Origin of the sequence: Pseudocalidococcus azoricus BACA0444 (assembly GCF_031729055.1) — a bacterium.
Taxonomy (GTDB): Bacteria; Cyanobacteriota; Cyanobacteriia; order Thermosynechococcales; family Thermosynechococcaceae; genus Pseudocalidococcus; species Pseudocalidococcus azoricus.
The window spans coordinates 102,761-118,922 of sequence record NZ_JAVMIP010000001.1 but is presented as its reverse complement, the minus strand read 5'-3'; the positions used below and the strand labels follow the sequence as shown (position 1 = coordinate 118,922).

The 16,162-nt window shown below is 49.8% G+C and carries 13 protein-coding genes; 3 read left to right on the top strand and 10 right to left on the bottom strand.

Translation table 11 applies throughout. The annotated features are described in order from the left end of the window. Window positions 1–31: 31 nt before the first annotated feature. The 6 genes from RIF25_RS00555 to RIF25_RS00530 form a co-directional block, all read right to left on the bottom strand. Window positions 32–544, bottom strand: coding sequence for a cytochrome C (locus RIF25_RS00555; protein WP_322876623.1), 513 nt, complete (start codon window positions 542–544; stop codon window positions 32–34). Between the two features lie 3 nt (window positions 545–547). Beyond that, window positions 548–937 (bottom strand): DUF4346 domain-containing protein, encoded by a 390-nt coding sequence (locus RIF25_RS00550; RefSeq protein WP_322876622.1) that lies wholly within the window; start codon window positions 935–937, stop codon window positions 548–550. A 134-nt stretch (window positions 938–1,071) separates the two neighbouring features. Further along, complete coding sequence (locus tag RIF25_RS00545; RefSeq protein ID WP_322876621.1) at window positions 1,072–2,070, bottom strand: J domain-containing protein; 999 nt, start codon at window positions 2,068–2,070, stop codon at window positions 1,072–1,074. An 11-nt stretch (window positions 2,071–2,081) separates the two neighbouring features. Beyond that, window positions 2,082–4,118 carry a molecular chaperone DnaK gene (gene dnaK / locus RIF25_RS00540; protein ID WP_322876620.1) on the bottom strand — a complete coding sequence of 679 codons (2,037 nt, stop codon included), beginning with the start codon at window positions 4,116–4,118 and terminating at the stop codon, window positions 2,082–2,084. A 169-nt stretch (window positions 4,119–4,287) separates the two neighbouring features. Further along, the gene (crcB, locus tag RIF25_RS00535) at window positions 4,288–4,671 is read right to left on the bottom strand and encodes a fluoride efflux transporter CrcB (protein WP_322876619.1); all 384 of its coding nucleotides are present in this window, start codon (window positions 4,669–4,671) and stop codon (window positions 4,288–4,290) included. Between the two features lie 244 nt (window positions 4,672–4,915). Beyond that, a complete protein-coding gene (locus RIF25_RS00530; protein ID WP_322876618.1) occupies window positions 4,916–5,329 on the bottom strand; it encodes a gamma-glutamylcyclotransferase family protein in 414 nt (137 codons plus the stop codon). 79 nt (window positions 5,330–5,408) lie between these two features. On the opposite strand from RIF25_RS00530, the gene bchM reads away from it, so the two are divergent. Continuing rightward, window positions 5,409–6,119 carry a magnesium protoporphyrin IX methyltransferase gene (bchM, locus tag RIF25_RS00525; protein WP_407682279.1) on the top strand — a complete coding sequence of 237 codons (711 nt, stop codon included), beginning with the start codon at window positions 5,409–5,411 and terminating at the stop codon, window positions 6,117–6,119. A 17-nt stretch (window positions 6,120–6,136) separates the two neighbouring features. Here bchM and RIF25_RS00520 read toward each other — a convergent pair whose 3' ends face one another. From RIF25_RS00520 to RIF25_RS00505, 4 genes are all read right to left on the bottom strand, one after another. Next, on the bottom strand, window positions 6,137–7,369 hold the full coding sequence (locus RIF25_RS00520; protein WP_322876616.1) for a DUF445 domain-containing protein: 1,233 nt from the start codon (window positions 7,367–7,369) through the stop codon (window positions 6,137–6,139). A gap of 121 nt (window positions 7,370–7,490) precedes the next feature. After that, window positions 7,491–7,784 carry a DUF5666 domain-containing protein gene (locus RIF25_RS00515; protein WP_322876615.1) on the bottom strand — a complete coding sequence of 98 codons (294 nt, stop codon included), beginning with the start codon at window positions 7,782–7,784 and terminating at the stop codon, window positions 7,491–7,493. A gap of 14 nt (window positions 7,785–7,798) precedes the next feature. Continuing rightward, window positions 7,799–9,529, bottom strand: coding sequence for an ABC1 kinase family protein (locus RIF25_RS00510; RefSeq protein WP_322876614.1), 1,731 nt, complete (start codon window positions 9,527–9,529; stop codon window positions 7,799–7,801). Between the two features lie 715 nt (window positions 9,530–10,244). Continuing rightward, window positions 10,245–12,389, bottom strand: coding sequence for a polyribonucleotide nucleotidyltransferase (locus RIF25_RS00505; RefSeq protein ID WP_322876613.1), 2,145 nt, complete (start codon window positions 12,387–12,389; stop codon window positions 10,245–10,247). Window positions 12,390–12,632: 243 nt separating this feature from the next. Between RIF25_RS00505 and RIF25_RS00500 the strand changes: the two genes are divergently transcribed. Beyond that, the gene (locus RIF25_RS00500) at window positions 12,633–13,415 is read left to right on the top strand and encodes a DUF3800 domain-containing protein (RefSeq protein ID WP_322876612.1); all 783 of its coding nucleotides are present in this window, start codon (window positions 12,633–12,635) and stop codon (window positions 13,413–13,415) included. A gap of 101 nt (window positions 13,416–13,516) precedes the next feature. Continuing rightward, a complete protein-coding gene (locus tag RIF25_RS00495; protein ID WP_322876611.1) occupies window positions 13,517–16,141 on the top strand; it encodes a TIGR03960 family B12-binding radical SAM protein in 2,625 nt (874 codons plus the stop codon). The last annotated feature ends 21 nt before the right edge of the window (window positions 16,142–16,162 follow it).

Below are 16,162 nucleotides of genomic sequence, written 5' to 3'. Positions count from 1 at the left end.
GGATATCTCCGATATTGGGCTTCTCTGGGAATTATGGCGCAGTGGGTGTTAAAAATTGCTGCCAATTGGGCACTAAGGTGATGTAGTCCAACTGCTGGGCGGCGGGATGGCAGCTTTTACAGCTACCCAGGCCAATGGGCTGACTCAACTCTACCCCTGGATGCAAGATGCGAAAGAAGCGAGATTGTCCGAGGCGATAGGGGACGGTTTCACCTGGACGAATCGGGCGGGAATAGGTGCGTAAATAGGGCCAAATTAAATTGAAGTCTAATTTAGGCAGGGGTTGGAGTTGAATGCCGTAGTGGTTGATGTCTTGAATCAGGACACGCCAGGTATCGGTAGATAGGGTTTGGGCTGGAACTGGTAAATGACAACTGCCGCACCGTTGGACGTATAACTCAGCCCCCAAACGCAGCCTACCTAAGCTCGGTTGGGCCGGATCTGCCCCTTGACTCCAGGCCCCTAGCCCCCAACCCAAAATACTGCAAACACTCAGTACCAGGCCCAAACTCCAAAGCCATCGCCGTTGCCATCGTTGCTTCATTTGTTAATCCTGCACATAGGGAAGACCTAAATCCAGACAATGCTCAGCCCGTTGCAACTCCCGCCCTAAGTATGCCCCATGATCCAAACAGGTGACTAAACAGAAATCAGGTTTTTCAAAAATTTCAATACAGAGTTCCTTGGCAGTCCGACCTTGAAACACCTGGGAGGGTTCCCGGACATTTTTACCACGGGTGGGAATGGGTAAACCAGTCGCCGGATCTAAGGCCAGCCCCTTGTCACTAATAATGTTGGTGTAGTGTTTAGCGATGATCAGGGCCTGTTCAGGATCGATATAGATAATAAAGTAGCCCCCAGGATCTAACTTAATAAACCGCTGGGAGAGTTTCTCATTCAGGGTTGCGCGCTCAGCCTGGGTTAACGATAAGTCCATAGATTTATCAAGGAAAACAACAAGATCTCAGTGATTGCAGCATTAGCTCTTTCCCCAAGATTACTGTAATAGGCTATCCTCAAATCCTCGCCCAGTCACAGTCCCTGACTAGCGATATTAAGTTGGCCCGAGGGCTATAGCAGTTGTTCACGGGGATTGTAGGTTTCCATTTGACGGAGTTGGCGGTATAAATCTAGCTCGGCCTGGGACATATCCCGTGGGACTTCAATCCGTATTTCCACCAACTGATCGCCCCGTTCTCCCGCTTCGGTGAGGTAGCCTTTGCCAGCTAAACGCAGCCGTTGCCCAGATCGAACTCCTGGAGGTACGGAAAGCTTGACCCAGCCATCTAAGGTTGGAGCTTCGATTTGCCCCCCTAAAACCGCTTCACTGGGAGTCACGGGTAACTGGCAAATGACATCAATTCCGTCAAGACGAAAGAGATTGTGGGGGAGAATTTCAATTCTGAGGTAGAGATCTCCACCCCCTGTACCTTGATTGCGGAGTCGAATCCGTTGCCCCGTGATCATCCCCGGCGGTAAGGTGACTTCTAAGGAGCGGCCATCTCCGAGACGAATTCGCTCCCGCCCCCCTTGGTAGGCTTTTTTGAGGGGCACTTCCAAAGAGGCTTCGGCATCACGGCGCAGGGGCCTGGGACTATAGGTATTTTTCGTCACTCCCGGCCGAAAAGGATCCTCGGGACTTGTTCTGCGTTCTGCGGCAGTAGGACTCCGGCGAGTGGTATAGGTGGTTTTGCCGCGCCGGCCCAGGAGTTGATCTAAAAAGTCTTGAAAATCATCAAAGTCTTCAATGTCAATCCCTTCAGCCACCGCTGCCCGTCCAACCCCATTACTGCGGACGGTGGTGCTGCGATTATGATCCCGTTGGCGGCTATTAAATCCCGGTTGTTGCCAGTGGGCTCCATAGCGGTCATATTGCTCCCGTTTGGCTGGATCACTGAGGACTTGATAGGCTTCCCCAATGGCTTTGAACATTTCCTCGGCGTTAATATCTCCCGGATTCAAATCAGGATGGTAGAGCCGGGCTTGGCGGCGATAGGCTTTTTTAATTTCATCCCCCGGAGCAGCCCGATCTACACCTAAGAGTTGGTAGTAATCACGAAAGTTTTGCATGGTGTTAGGTTCTACCAATCATCGTCATCATCCCAGGAATCCCAGGCCGGAGCCTCTGTGCTGCGACCGTTCCGCCGTCTGGTGCCACTGCTGGGGGTTGTCTCCCATTCATCGTTATAGCCGCGACTACCGGAATTGGCTGGAACCCTGCCCCGCACCACATCCATCCCTTTGGACACCGCTTCGCCAATATTGGGCATTTTGAAGAGATCATCTTCCTCGTCAATGTCTTCCTGGGCTTGGCGGACGGCTTGGGCAAATTCGTAGAGGGCTTCTTGGAGGGCCGCAAATTTCAGGTCTATTTGTCGCTCATCACTGGCCTGGACGCTGGCTTGCAGCTCTCGGATTAAGGCTTCCACCTGACGGCGTTGAGCAGCAGCAAACTGAAATCCTAACAGTTGGGAGGCTTCCCGGAGTTGGCGTTCCGCTTTGGTGATTAAGTCTTGAGTCCGGTTCCGTTTTTCAATTTGTTCACGGCGATTACGATCCGCTTCGGCCTGGCTCTCGGCATCTTTGAGCATTCGGTCAATTTCATCTTCTGAAAGGGTTGAAGCCCCTTGAATGGAAATACTTTGCTCCCGGCCAGAATAGCGATCTAGGGCCGTGACTTGGAGCAGGCCATTGGCATCGAGATCAAAGGAGACTTGGATTTGGGGAATACCGCGGGGGGCCGGGGGAATCCCTGTTAACTTGAAGCGGCCCAGGGACTTGTTATTTTCGGCTAAATCTCGCTCTCCTTGGAGAACATGAATTTCCACTTGGCTTTGGTTGTTCTCGGCGGTTGAAAAAATATCCGAACGGCGGACGGGGATGGTGGTATTGCGGGGAATCAGCTTTTTCATTACCCCACCGATGGTTTCCAGGCCCAGGGATAGTGGTGTCACATCTAAGAGCAAAATATCCTTGGTTTCTCCGGCTAAAATCCCGGCCTGGATGGCGGCCCCAACGGCAACAACTTCATCCGGGTTGACGTTTTGATTGGGTTCGAGATCAATTAACTGCCGCACCAGATTTTGGACCATGGGCATCCGGGTCGCGCCCCCCACCAAAACCACTTCATCAATTTGGTTTGGACGTAAGCGGGCATCTCTGAGGGCCTGTTCCACCGGATAGCGCAACCGTTCTAAAAGCTCTTGGCTCAGATTCTCAAATTCACTGCGGCTGAGGTTGACTTCAATATGTTTGGGGCCATCGGCGGTGGCAGTGACAAAGGGGAGGCTGATATTGGTTTCTAACAGTCCAGAAAGCTCCATTTTGGCTTTTTCAGCAGCTTCGGTTAGCCGTTGCAGGGCCTGGCGGTCGCGGCGTAAATCAATCTCTTCTTCCTTGAGGAATGCCTCGGCTAACCAGTCCACAATTAACTGATCAAAGTCATTCCCGCCGAGTTGGGTATCGCCACTGGTGGCCTTAACTTCAAACACCCCGTCCCCAACATCCAAAATTGAGACATCAAAGGTACCACCGCCCAAGTCGAAGACTAAAACGGTTTGTTCCTGTTGCCGATCCAGGCCATAGGCTAAAGATGCCGCTGTCGGTTCATTAATAATCCGCCGCACATTTAAGCCAGCAATTCGCCCAGCATCGCGGGTGGCCTGACGTTGGGAGTCATTAAAATAGGCGGGGACTGTAATCACCGCATCGGTGACGGCTTGCCCCAGATAGCGGCTGGCATCTTCCACCAACTTTCGGAGGACAATGGCTGAGATTTCTTCGGCCGCAAATTCTTTTTGAAGTCGGGGGCATTTACAGCGAATGTTGCCATTCTCATCCCGGCGAATCGTGTAGGGGACGCGCTTAGAATCTTCGTTGAGTTCACTATACTGGCGGCCGATAAACCGCTTCACCGCGTAGAAGGTATTTTGGGGATTTAACACGGCCTGGCGGCGAGCTAATTGCCCCACCAACTGCTCTCCCTCTTTACCAAAACCGACCACCGATGGGGTTGTCCGCGAACCTTCGGCATTAGCAATGACAATCGGTTTTCCTCCTTCCATGACCGCAACCACGGAGTTTGTTGTCCCTAAGTCAATGCCAACAATTTTGCCCATGTATTGCTGAAACCTCTCGCCCGGCAAAGTAGAGAATACGGCTATGGTAACGGATTATTTACCGTTGTTACAGTTCTAGTGTACTCCAGACCCTACCTGAGAATCTGAGGATACAATTTTGGCCTAGAGGGAGTTAAGGATTGTCCCGCAGTGTTGCGATTGGCCCGAGTCAAAACCAATGCTGCCCCAGCAGAACTCCCAATTCCCCAGCCCCCAGGCCAGCCAGAGGACTCCCAATGCCATAGAGCCAATTTTTCTGCCCCACCCTATTCCGTCCCAAGTTAACCGTATCTAAGGCATAGGTGGAGAAGGTGGTATAGGCTCCCAAAAATCCCGTCAGGATCATCAACTTTATCCCAGGGGGTAAGGAGGATGCCCACGGCCACATCGCTACGAATCCAATTAAAAACGCGCCAGACACATTAACCATCAAGGTTCCCCAGGGAAATTTTGTCCCCCATCGCTGCAAGGCCCAAAGACTCAGGTAGTAACGACACAAAGCACCAGGGACAGCCCCAATCGCCACCCAGACTGGATCAGGAATAGTGATCATAAATAGAGACTAGCCAAGGTGGATCTAAGCATCATTGATCTTACTTTGTTGATGTTTATTCAAGGAGTTGCCCCTAGCTCTGGGTAGGGATTGTGAGGCCTTTGCCCTCAAGTAAACCAGAACAATTTTATCGGCTAATCTGCTCCAGCGTTTAACCCAAGCCCAAGGATTAGGTTCTCTATGATCCAGACATTGCGGTTTGGCCAAAGCAACGGATGTCCCAATATCTCCAGATATGTAGGGCTTAGATTTGGGGCCATTCCCCTGCCGCTAACCATTGCCCATGTTCCCAGGCCACCCGTTGCCGATCCATGACATAAACCCAGGCCCCGCCTAAATCTAACCCCTCCAAACTCCAAACTTGCTGCCAGACTCGTTGATAGTGATTATGGGTCGGGGGCGCATCGGGGTCATAGCCTTCATAGTCATCAAGAGTTTGGATCAGGCCGGGGACATGGGCAAAAATCAAGAGGACTCCCCGCACCCGGCCAGGTTCAGTGGTCATGGCAGGATAACCGGCCTGGGGTAAGTGATAGATGCGTCCAGAGGTTTGAGCCGCTTGGATTTTGGGAGCATGGGCCTGGCAAAACTGGCGAAAGCCCCGATAACCAGGTTTTAATGTGCCATAGACAAAAAAATGTTGCTGGGAACTGGCCATCTCACCCCTGCCTCTCTTTCTCCACAGGCCCTAAAATAAAGTGCGGACAATTGCCAATTTTTCCCTAGCCCAGGCCCCTATGACCACGATTAAGCCTCCAACCTCTGAGCAGACTGACGATAAGACCATTGTGCAGAATTACTTTAACACCGTTGGCTTTGATCGCTGGCGACGCATCTATGGCAATGGGGAAGTTAACAAAGTCCAAGCGGATATTCGGACTGGCCATCAACAAACCATTGACACCGTGATTAGCTGGATTAAAGCCGATACCAATATGGCCGGCAAGTTAATCTGTGACGCGGGCTGCGGTGTTGGCAGTTTAACCATTCCCTTAGCCGCTACCGGGGCGAGAATCTATGCCAGTGATCTATCCGAAAAAATGGTTACGGAAGCCCAAGACCGGGCTAGAGCTACCCTAGAGCGCACCGACAACTTAATTTTCTCAGTTTCAGATTTAGAAACCTTACGGGGTGAGTATCACACGGTGATCTGCCTAGATGTGTTGATTCACTATCCCGAAGACAAGGCCCAGGCCATGATTGCCCACCTGAGTAGTCTCGCCAGCCATCGGTTAATTCTCAGCTTTGCCCCCAAAACCACCGCCTATACTATTCTCAAAAAAATTGGTGAGTTTTTTCCCGGCCCCAGCAAAGCCACCCGCGCCTATCTCCATCGGGAGTCAGAAATTGTCAATATCCTCACCAGCCTGGGGTGGCGGATTGAGCGCAATGCCATGACTAAGACTCAATTTTACTTCTCGCGACTCCTAGAGGCCTGGCGAATTTGAGGGGACTGAATCATGAATTAACCCTGCCAGGCCAGAAATAGCGTTTGCCCCAAGCCAATCAGAAAACCTAACACGCCTCCTAAGTTGACAATGGCCTGGAGTTCCGTTTTCACAATCCCTTGAATGGCGGCTTCTAAGTTTTCCGGCGAGGTGGCCTTGACCCGTTCCATAATCACCGTGTCTAAATCCAAAATTGGGATAGCTTTTTCCACAATCAGTTCTAAATCCCGTTCTAAATAGCGTTCCAAAACTAAAGCTAAATCTTCACTGACAACCACTAAGGATTGGGTCAAAGTAGTTGAGCTTTTGAGCCGATTGAGAATCGTTAAGGCCATGTGATCCCAATCCACCGTCTGACTAAATCCCTGGACAAATTGCAAGCCTTGCCGTTGGATATAGTCCCGCACACTGTGTTGGAACAAGACGCGTAATTGGCGGGTTGTCGCAGTCGGTAAACTTTGTAAGGTAATGTTTTGCAGCGATTCCAGCAGCCGCTCACGAATTCCCAAGGCAATGATCAGATCTCCTAAGCGTTGATTACATTCCTCCCGTTCATGGACACAATAGTCCCGCAAGCGAAGCAGGGTATTCCTAGCCCCAAAGAGATTTGCTAGTATCCAATAGGTGCCGCTGGTTTTTTCCCGTAACCGTTCATCTAAAATTTCAATATTCCGATCCGTCAAAAAATCAATCAGGGCAATCCGTAAGCGATCCGGGGGTAAGACCACCTGCAACAGCCAATCCGCCAGCTTCCCGGCCTGGTCTTCACTAAATTGCAACTCAACGAGGACTTGATCAAAAATTTGGTTCAGTTGAGTCTCTAAAAAATCATTGCGCCGGGCCCAGACCTTGACTAAACGGGGTAAGCTTTGTCCAAATAAGTCCCGGAGAATATTAGCTAAAACTTGGGCTGAACGCTGTTCAGTTTGGCTTTTAACTTGCTCCAATGTCAGTTCTAATAACCAAAAAATGGCCGCTTTCACCCGTTCCGTTTGCAACAGCCGTCGGGCCAAGTTTTCGAGTTCTTCTGGAGTTAATAATGAACCTAAAATGGCATCAGAAATCCGCCGGGCCAGACGTTCTTGATTACGGGGGATCAGGCCTGGGGTGAAGGGCAGTTGATAGTCTCCAATTTTCACCGGCCGATAGGGCTTAAACAACATGGAAATAGCTAAATCATTAGTGAAATAGCCAATCACCCCCCCCGCAATCGGTGGCACAATCAGGTTAATCCAAGAGATGCTAAGCAAGGTGTTGACTCATTACCCAACTGACTTCCTCTCTATCTGGAGTGGATGCAATGATAATCTCAATATACCGAAAACTGTTTCTGCCACCACAGCCATTTTAGAGCCTTGCCTCTCTGCCTCTTTACTTATCCTCCCGTTCTACTTCAATCACATAATGTTTTGAGTTCCGGTAGTCGAATTTAACCTCAACCCGCAAGCCAGGCTGGAGATCCGCAAAACTCTGCAATCCATCGTCATAATCAGTTACAGAAGTAACAAAAAAATTAATACCTTGAACAACGAAAGATTGGCTATGCCGATCAACAGACTCAATTAATCCCTGCACTTCATTGTCGGCCATCGCAACTGGACTGACCATCAGTAGCCCACTCGCCAGGCCAATTCCAAGCAGGATCACCTTGGAAAACTTAAACATCCGATTCAAACGTCCTAACTAGCCACAGGTACATCTGACTCAAGCCGGTTTCCAGCCATTGCCCCCGTTAAAGCCCCCAAGGCCACATCCATCAAGGAAAAAGGTGGTAAATCAGCTTTGACTAAATTCCAGAGTCGCTGAACTTCCTCGGTGTGGAGCCGATCATCTTCCGTCAGAGCCAACACAATTTGCCGTCGCAGATATTTGCCCTCTTCTGACATGAGAAATTGCAGCCCCATCGTGGCAGTGGGAACCATATCAAAATGGGTATCGGTGCGGGCAATGGTGATCAGGTTTTCTAAGCGTTGCCATTGAAGTCTGCCATCCTTAAATAAAACATCCAACAATCGCCGCCGCAACTGAGGAGACTCACCCCGCAACAATCGTCGGGCAATGTAGGGATAGCTCACATCCACAATCCGAAAATCAGAATTTAAGCAGAGGGCAATCCCTTCCTGAGTCACCAGTGAGCGAATAATTAAGGCAAACTTGGCCGGGACTCGGAACGGATACTCAAACATCAACTCGGAAAAGCGATCCGTAATAGTTTTGAAATTAAAATCACTCACACTGGAGCCGACTATACTGCCTAAAACATCTTCTAAGGCGGGAATAATCGGATTGATGTCTGTTTCTGGACTGAGGAATCCGAGTTTAATAAAATCCTGGGCTAATTGGGAATAATCTTTATTGACTAGATGTACCACCGCGTCTACAAGACTTTCTTTGGTAGCTTCCTCCAGTTGATCCATCATGCCAAAGTCAATGTAGGCCATCCGGCCATCGGCCAGGGCAAACAGGTTTCCAGGATGGGGATCCGCATGGAAAAAACCAAATTCTAGCAGTTGCCGTAAACCTGAAATAACCCCAACCCGAATCAGTTGATCTGGGTCTGCTCCGGCATCAACAATACATTGAGTTTGAGAGAGCTTCAGACCATTGATCCACTCCAGGGTTAACACTCGTTGGGTTGTGTAGCGCCAGTAAATTTTGGGGACTTTCACCGTTGGGTCATCACGGAAATTCCGGGCAAAAGTTTCGGCATTATGGCCTTCGTTAATGTAGTCAATTTCTTCAAAAAGCTTGCGGCCAAATTCATCCACAATGTCCCGGAGGTCATGGCCTAAATTCAGGGGGAGAAACGGCCCAAACCAGTTCACCAATAGTCGGAGTAGGTATAAATCTTTGGTGAGGACAGGCAGGAGGTTGGGGCGTTGGACTTTGACCGCAACATCTTCCCCGGTATGGAGCTTGGCCCGATACACCTGCCCTAAACTGGCGGCTGCCACAGGGTCAATGGAAAATTCGGCATAGGCTTCTGCTAAGGGCAAACTGAGTTCCCGCTCAATGATGGCGCGGGCAATGTCGTTGGAGAATGGCGGGAGTTTGTCTTGCAGTAAGGTTAATTCGTCTAGGTAATTCCGGTTAATCAGGTCTGGGCGGGTGGAGAGGGCCTGACCAACCTTGATAAAAGTGGGCCCAAGCTTAATTAAGAGTTGGCGCAATTGCATCGCCCGGATTGGTAAATTTTCTTCCGTTTGATTAAACCACTCATCCCAGCGGAGTTTGCACCAAAAAAGGGTGAACAAGGCAATGATGCGGAAGAGGCGACCAAAGGTTAACCAAGGGCGGAATCCGTAGTAACGATTGAGGGACTGGGGATCATATTTACGGGCTGGCCAAGCATAACGATTTTGAGTCTCAGGGCCCCAGGTAGGACGCACAGAACTGACCGTAATTGTCATAGAAGCATTGCCTGTCAATCGAGAATACGGAGATAGCGATGGCCACACCCTCAAGGTACAATACGCCCTCTGAAGCAGAAGCTATATTTTGCCAAAAAATGGTGTCCCAAAGCCGAGGAAAACAAACCTTCGCAATAGAGGAAAAAGATTCTGAGAGAGATCAGTGATCCCCATCTAAATCTGCCCGCTAATCAGACCTGTTTGCCTAAGCTTAGTATAGAAAACTACACAAATACTGGCGATTTGTAACCTTTTTCTTAGTAAATCTTTGCAACCTACATGGATAGCTTAAATTCTACCCCTATGGCCTGGGAAAAGTAGATTGGGTGAACAGGATTGTGCTGAATCTAGGGTTACCCATTGAAGATTTCATCGAGCGGCGTTTTTACCTATGGCGTTACTATTTAGGGCACTGATTGGGACAAGTTAGAACGGGCTTTACGGGCAGTCTTTTTAAGATTTCTACTCTCTCAGAACAGTCTGCGTACGCGATACATTCGGGTTCGTTCCCAGGCCGCTTGCTGGCAGGATGCCAAAATCATCATGGTTCAGAACAATCTGCGTAAGCCTGTAGAGGTTGATTGTAAAAATGCTGTCAGCGAGGGGCAATCTAGAGTTCTAGGCAGCTAAGTGCAGCAGGGATAGATTTGCTACCAACGGACTGCGGCTGTCCCTGATGGCCCACTCGACTATTTAGAGTATTCTCCCTTGAGTTTTATTCGGCAACCACTGTCCGGGCCGCTACCGCTTCATCGGGATGGATGCCTAAGCGTGTGAGGTTGACCCGGCCGCGGGGATCAATTTCGCGAATTTTGACGATGACTTCATCCCCAACGTTCACTTCATCTTCCACTTTGCCAACTCGGTATTCAGCCAACTGGGAAATATGAATCATCCCTTCTTTATTGGGCAGAAATTCAACAAAGGCCCCAATCGGAATGACGCGAGTGACTTTGCCGAGGAAGACATCGCCCGTGTTGATTTTGCGGGTTAGGCCTTGGATGATGCTACGGGCCCGTTTGGCTTTGTCTTCATCAATGGCGGAAACCGTGACTGTCCCATCATCCTGAATATCCACCTTGGCTCCGGTTTCCTCGGTAATGCTTTTGATCATCTTTCCGCCCGGCCCGATAACTAGACCAATCAACTCCGGTTCAATTTTGAAGGAGATTAGGCGCGGGGCAAAGGGAGAGAGGTGACTGCGGCTAGTAGGCAAACAGGCGAGCATTTTTTCCAAGATGTGGAGACGGGCTGGACGGGCTTGTTGGATGGCCTGGGTAATCACATCGAGGGGTAAACCCGTAATTTTCATATCCATCTGCAGGGCCGTAATCCCGGTTTCCGTTCCAGCCACTTTGAAGTCCATATCCCCCAGAAAATCTTCAATTCCCTGAATATCCGTGAGAATGCGGACTTCTTCCCCTTCTTTAATGAGTCCCATCGCCGCACCGCTGACGGGTTTAAGAATCGGAATGCCCGCATCCATCAAGGCTAAGGTTGAACCACAGACAGACCCCATTGAAGTCGAACCATCGGACGAAAGAACTTCTGAGACCACCCGGATTACATAGGGAAACTCCTGTTGGGGGGGTAAGACAGGGATTAAGGCCCGCTCGGCCAAGGCTCCGTGCCCAATCTCCCGCCGGCCTGGAGAGCGCATTGGGCGAGCTTCACCGACTGAGTAGGGCGGAAAATTGTAGTGGTGGAGATACCGTTTTTCTTCATCAGGGTGGAGATCGTCCATTTCCTGGGCATCACCGGGAGTCCCCAAGGTCACCACCGACATGACTTGAGTTAGGCCCCGGTTAAACAGGCCAGTGCCATGAACCCGAGTCGGCAAAACCCCAACATCACAGCTAATCGGGCGAACTTCATCCAGTTGGCGACCATCAACCCGCACGCCTTTTTCGATAATCTGTTGACGCATCAGTTTTTTGGTGACGCTCTTAAACAGGGTGGGCAGGGCTTTGGGTGAGGCCGTAGCAGCCAAATAGACTGGATCCGTTTCATCGAGGCTGTTAATATCTTGCCCAATCGCGGCCTGGACTTCATCGAGGGCAGCATCTCGGATGGTTTTGGGTTCAAAGCGTTGGAGAACTGCTTGAATCGGGCCGGCGGCTTTTTGGTAGATGAAATCTTGCAGAGTGGGGTCGAGGGTTGGGGTTGCCACTTCAATCAGAGGAATTCCTAGCTCGGCCAATAAATCCCGCTGGGCCTGGATGAGGTCGCGAACCACTTCATAGCCAAAGTCAATCGCTTCGATGACATCTTGTTCCGGCAGTTGATTCGCTCCGGCTTCAACCATGACCACACCCGCGTCGGTGCCGGCCACAACTAGATCCAGATCACCCGCTTCAATTTCGGCGTAGGTCGGATTAATGATAAAGTCATCGCCGACCAGGCCAACCCGCACCGCCGCCATCGGCCCATTAAAGGGAATTTGCCCTAAAAGAACCGCAATGGAAGCTCCCGTTACAGCCAAAACATCGGGGGGAACCTGCTCATCCATGGAGACCGTTGTGGCTACCACTTGTAAATCGGTTCGTAACCAACTGGGAAAGAGGGGGCGTAAAGGGCGATCAATCAACCGGCCGGTGAGAATGGCTTTTTCTGGGGGGCGGCCTTCCCGGCGTAAAAATCCCCCTGGAATCCGACCGGCTGCATATAAGCGTTCTTCGTAGTCAACGGTTAAGGGGAGAAAATCAATTCCATCCCGAGTCCCGGCCTGGGTTGCAGTGACTAAAACAGCGGTATTCCCGGAGCGAACTAAGACAGCACCATCGGCCTGGGGTGCAAAACATCCAATTGTCAAATGGAGATCCCGCCCATCTAGGGGGATCACTTTTTCCAGTTTTGTCATTTTCTGGGTCGTCTCTTTTTACTTTTGTTCTTTTTCTACTGTATGCGATCCAGTTCCTTAAAGATGAGCAGTCCACAGGCAGGGTAGAATTTGTCCGGTAGAACCGCGTTCACTAATAACAGCCATCCATCGCAAGATATGCTTCTAAATTCTTGTTATATTTGGTGTAGCGGTTGAGAGAGCTGCATCTGCGGTTCGTTGAGGTTAAACTCACTCGGCTGCCGTTTTTTTGCTTACTATAAAATGCACCTTCTGTATCTTGACGATTCTGGTTCAGCCGCTAACCGCAACGAAGAATATTTTGTCTTGGCAGGTGTATCTGTTTTTGAAGCTCAAACAAGCTGGTTCACTCAAGAGTTAGATCGCCTAGCTCAAAGTATTGACGCAGGAAATCCAGGTCAAATCGAGTTTCATGCTTCAGAAATATTTTCCCGTAAAAAATCTCCATGGAATTCAATGTCTCGTGAAGATGCTCAAGGAGTGATTAAAGCAGTCTTACAGGTACTCGCGAGAAGTTATGACAGCGCTAGAGTATTTGCTTGTGCAGTACATAAAGATTCCTTCCCAGACCGTGACCCTGTTGAGATGGCTTTTGAGGATTTATGTAGCCGATTTAATCTTTACTTATCTCGGTTGCGAGCCTTAGGTGATCGTCAACAGGGTTTATTGATTCTTGATAAGAGCACCTATGAAACACCGTTACAAAGATTAGCCAGAGATTTTCAAACACTTGGAACTCAGTGGGGTGTGATTCGCAACCTTGCAGATACGCCATTTTTTGTAGATTCCCATGCATCACGATTAGTTCAACTGGCTGATCATGTTGCGTACTCAATTTTTAGGCGATACAACGCACGAGATACCCAATATTTTGATATCTTTGCTTCTAAATTTGACTCCGCCGATGGAGTTGTACATGGCTTGGCTCACAAACAAATGGTTGATCAAAGTTGTATGTGTCCAGCTTGTTTGAGCCGCAGAGTATCGCAAGCGTTCCGTGGTATGACAGGTGAGAGTGTTTTATAATCGCACCTTCTGGCTTCTCTAGACCCCTGAGCTTGCATGGACAATTAGGCTTAATCATGATCAGGTTTTTAATTCTCATTTAAAGTTTAGGTGACGCAACAATGGCAGTAGCAGTCGAATCCCTTTTAACCGCAGAGATTGCCAAACCAGGCCGGTACTTGGGTAACGAATTAGGCGCGGTGCATAAAAATTGGGATGCGGCATCGGTGCGCTGGGCCTTGACCTATCCGGAAGTCTATGAAGTCGGGGCCTCCAATCTCGGGCATATTATTCTCTACAACATCCTCAATGCTCAAGCAGATCAACTCTGTGATCGGGCCTATTTACCGGGGGGTGATTTAGCCGCCAAGTTACGAGCTACCGAAACTCCCTTATTTGCTGTGGAATCCCGCCGCTATTTAGGTGAATTTGACATTTTAGGGTTTAGCCTCAGCTATGAATTGGGGGCGACCAATATCTTGGAAATGCTGGACTTGGCCAGGCTTCCCTTAACTTGGGGAGAACGGCAAAGCGCGGCAATTACGGAAATTCCCTTAATTTTTGCTGGGGGACAAACTGCCACATCCAACCCGGAACCCTACGCTGACTTTTTTGACTTTTTTGCCCTTGGTGATGGAGAAGACGTTTTACCAGAAATTGGCAAGGTGGTGGCTCAAGGAAAAGCAGCCGGATTAAATCGAGTGGAATTGCTCCTAAAGTTGGCTCAAGTGCCGGGAGTGTATGTACCGCAGTTTTATCAGCGAACTGAGTCGGGGGCGGTTGTTCCATGTCGTAAGGATGTCCCCGAAAAAATTCTCCGCCGTGTCGCTACCCCCAGGCCAGAGTTCTCCATTGGTCTTGTCCCCTTTGTGGAGACCGTCCATGATCGCTTGACGGTGGAAATTCGCCGGGGCTGTACTCGTGGATGCCGATTTTGTCAGCCCGGAATGTTAACGCGGCCGGCCCGAGATGTGGATCCGGAGCAGGTGATTAAAACCATCGAAAAAGGGATGCGGGCCACGGGCTATAACGAGTTTTCGCTGCTGTCTCTGAGTTGCTCCGATTATTTAGCGTTGCCCGCCGTTGGTCTGGAGATTAAGAATCGCCTCAAGGATGAAAATATCTCCCTTTCTTTGCCGAGTCAGCGGGTGGATCGCTTTGATCAAAACATTGCCAACATCCTCGGTGGGACGCGTCAAGGCAGTATTACCTTTGCGCCCGAGGCCGGAACTCAACGCTTACGGGACATTATCAACAAAGGTTTAACGAACGAGGAACTCTTGCGCGGGGTGAAAACAGCCTACGAACAGGGGTGGGATAAGGTCAAACTCTATTTCATGATTGGCTTGCCGGGGGAACTGGATGCTGACGTTTTAGGGATTGCCGAGACGATTCGCTGGCTCAAGTCGGAATGTTGGCAAAAGGGCCGCAAGCCGATGAGTTTCAATGTCACAATTTCTAACTTTACGCCCAAGCCCCATACCCCCTTTCAATGGCATTCGGTTTCCACAGAAGAATTTAGCCGTAAACAGGAGTTACTTCGGGCTGAATTTCGCACCATTCGCGGTTTAAAGGTGAATTTTACCGATGTCAGAATTTCGGCCATGGAGGACTTTGTTGGCCGGGGAGATCGGCGGTTAGGTGCGGTAATTAAACGGGCCTGGGAATTAGGGGCAAGGGAAGATTCATGGTGGGAAAGTGTCGAGCGGGCTTACCAGGCCTGGGCTGATGCGATTGATGCGGCCGGGTTGAGTTGGCAATATCGCAAAGTGGCCGCGGGCGAATGGAATATTTTTGAGACCCAATCCGATGACTCCCAGGCCAAAACGACGAAAGAAATCCTGGCAGATTGGGATCTGGATGCGCCCTTGCCTTGGGATCACATTGAAACGGGGGTGAGTAAACGCTGGTTAAAAACTGACCTGAAAAAAGCCTTAGAAGCGGTGGTTGTTCCCGATTGTTCCTTTGATGCCTGTTATAGTTGCGGCGTGTGTGGTTCGGAGTTTGGTCATAATGTTGTCGTCCCGCCCCTGCCAATTCCGGAATTTTACGGCCAGCCCCAGGCCCACGGTGAAAAAGTTCAACGCTTACGAGTCTGGTTTGGCAAATTAGGCGATTTAGCGTTAATTAGTCACTTGGATTTATTGCGCTTGTTTGATCGGGCCTTACGCCGGGCCAGCTTGCCAATTTCCTTTACCAATGGCTTTCATCCCTCGCCCCGAATTGCCCCGGCCAATGCCCTACCCTTAGGAATGACCAGTACCGGGGAAATTGTTGATTTTGAATTGTGGCAAACGTGTGATCCAATTGAATTTCAGACCCGTTTAGCGGCCCAACTTCCAACCGATTTACCGCTTTATCAAGTCTTGGAAATTCCTCTAGCTGCTCCCTCTGCAACCCAAATTTTAGACAAAGCTGAATATGTCTTAACTGTCAGTTGTGAAGGGGAAGAAAGCGGGGCCTGGCAAGACTGGATTGAGCAAATTCAAAATACTCCCGACTTTCCCTATGAAACTAAAACCAAATCCGGGAAGAAGAAACTCGTCAATCTCCGGGAGCGGTTATTTGAACTTGAACTTTTGGAAACTAACTCTCAAGCCCGGATTCGCTATGTTGGCAGTTGTCGCAATGATGGAACACTTTTACGCCCGGAGCATTTGATTATGATGTTGGAGCAGGTTTCAGGAAAAGCCATGATTCTTCTCCAGGCCCAGCGGCTAAAATTAGTTTTGCAATCCATAGGCTAAATTAGAATAGTGTTGTTGTAA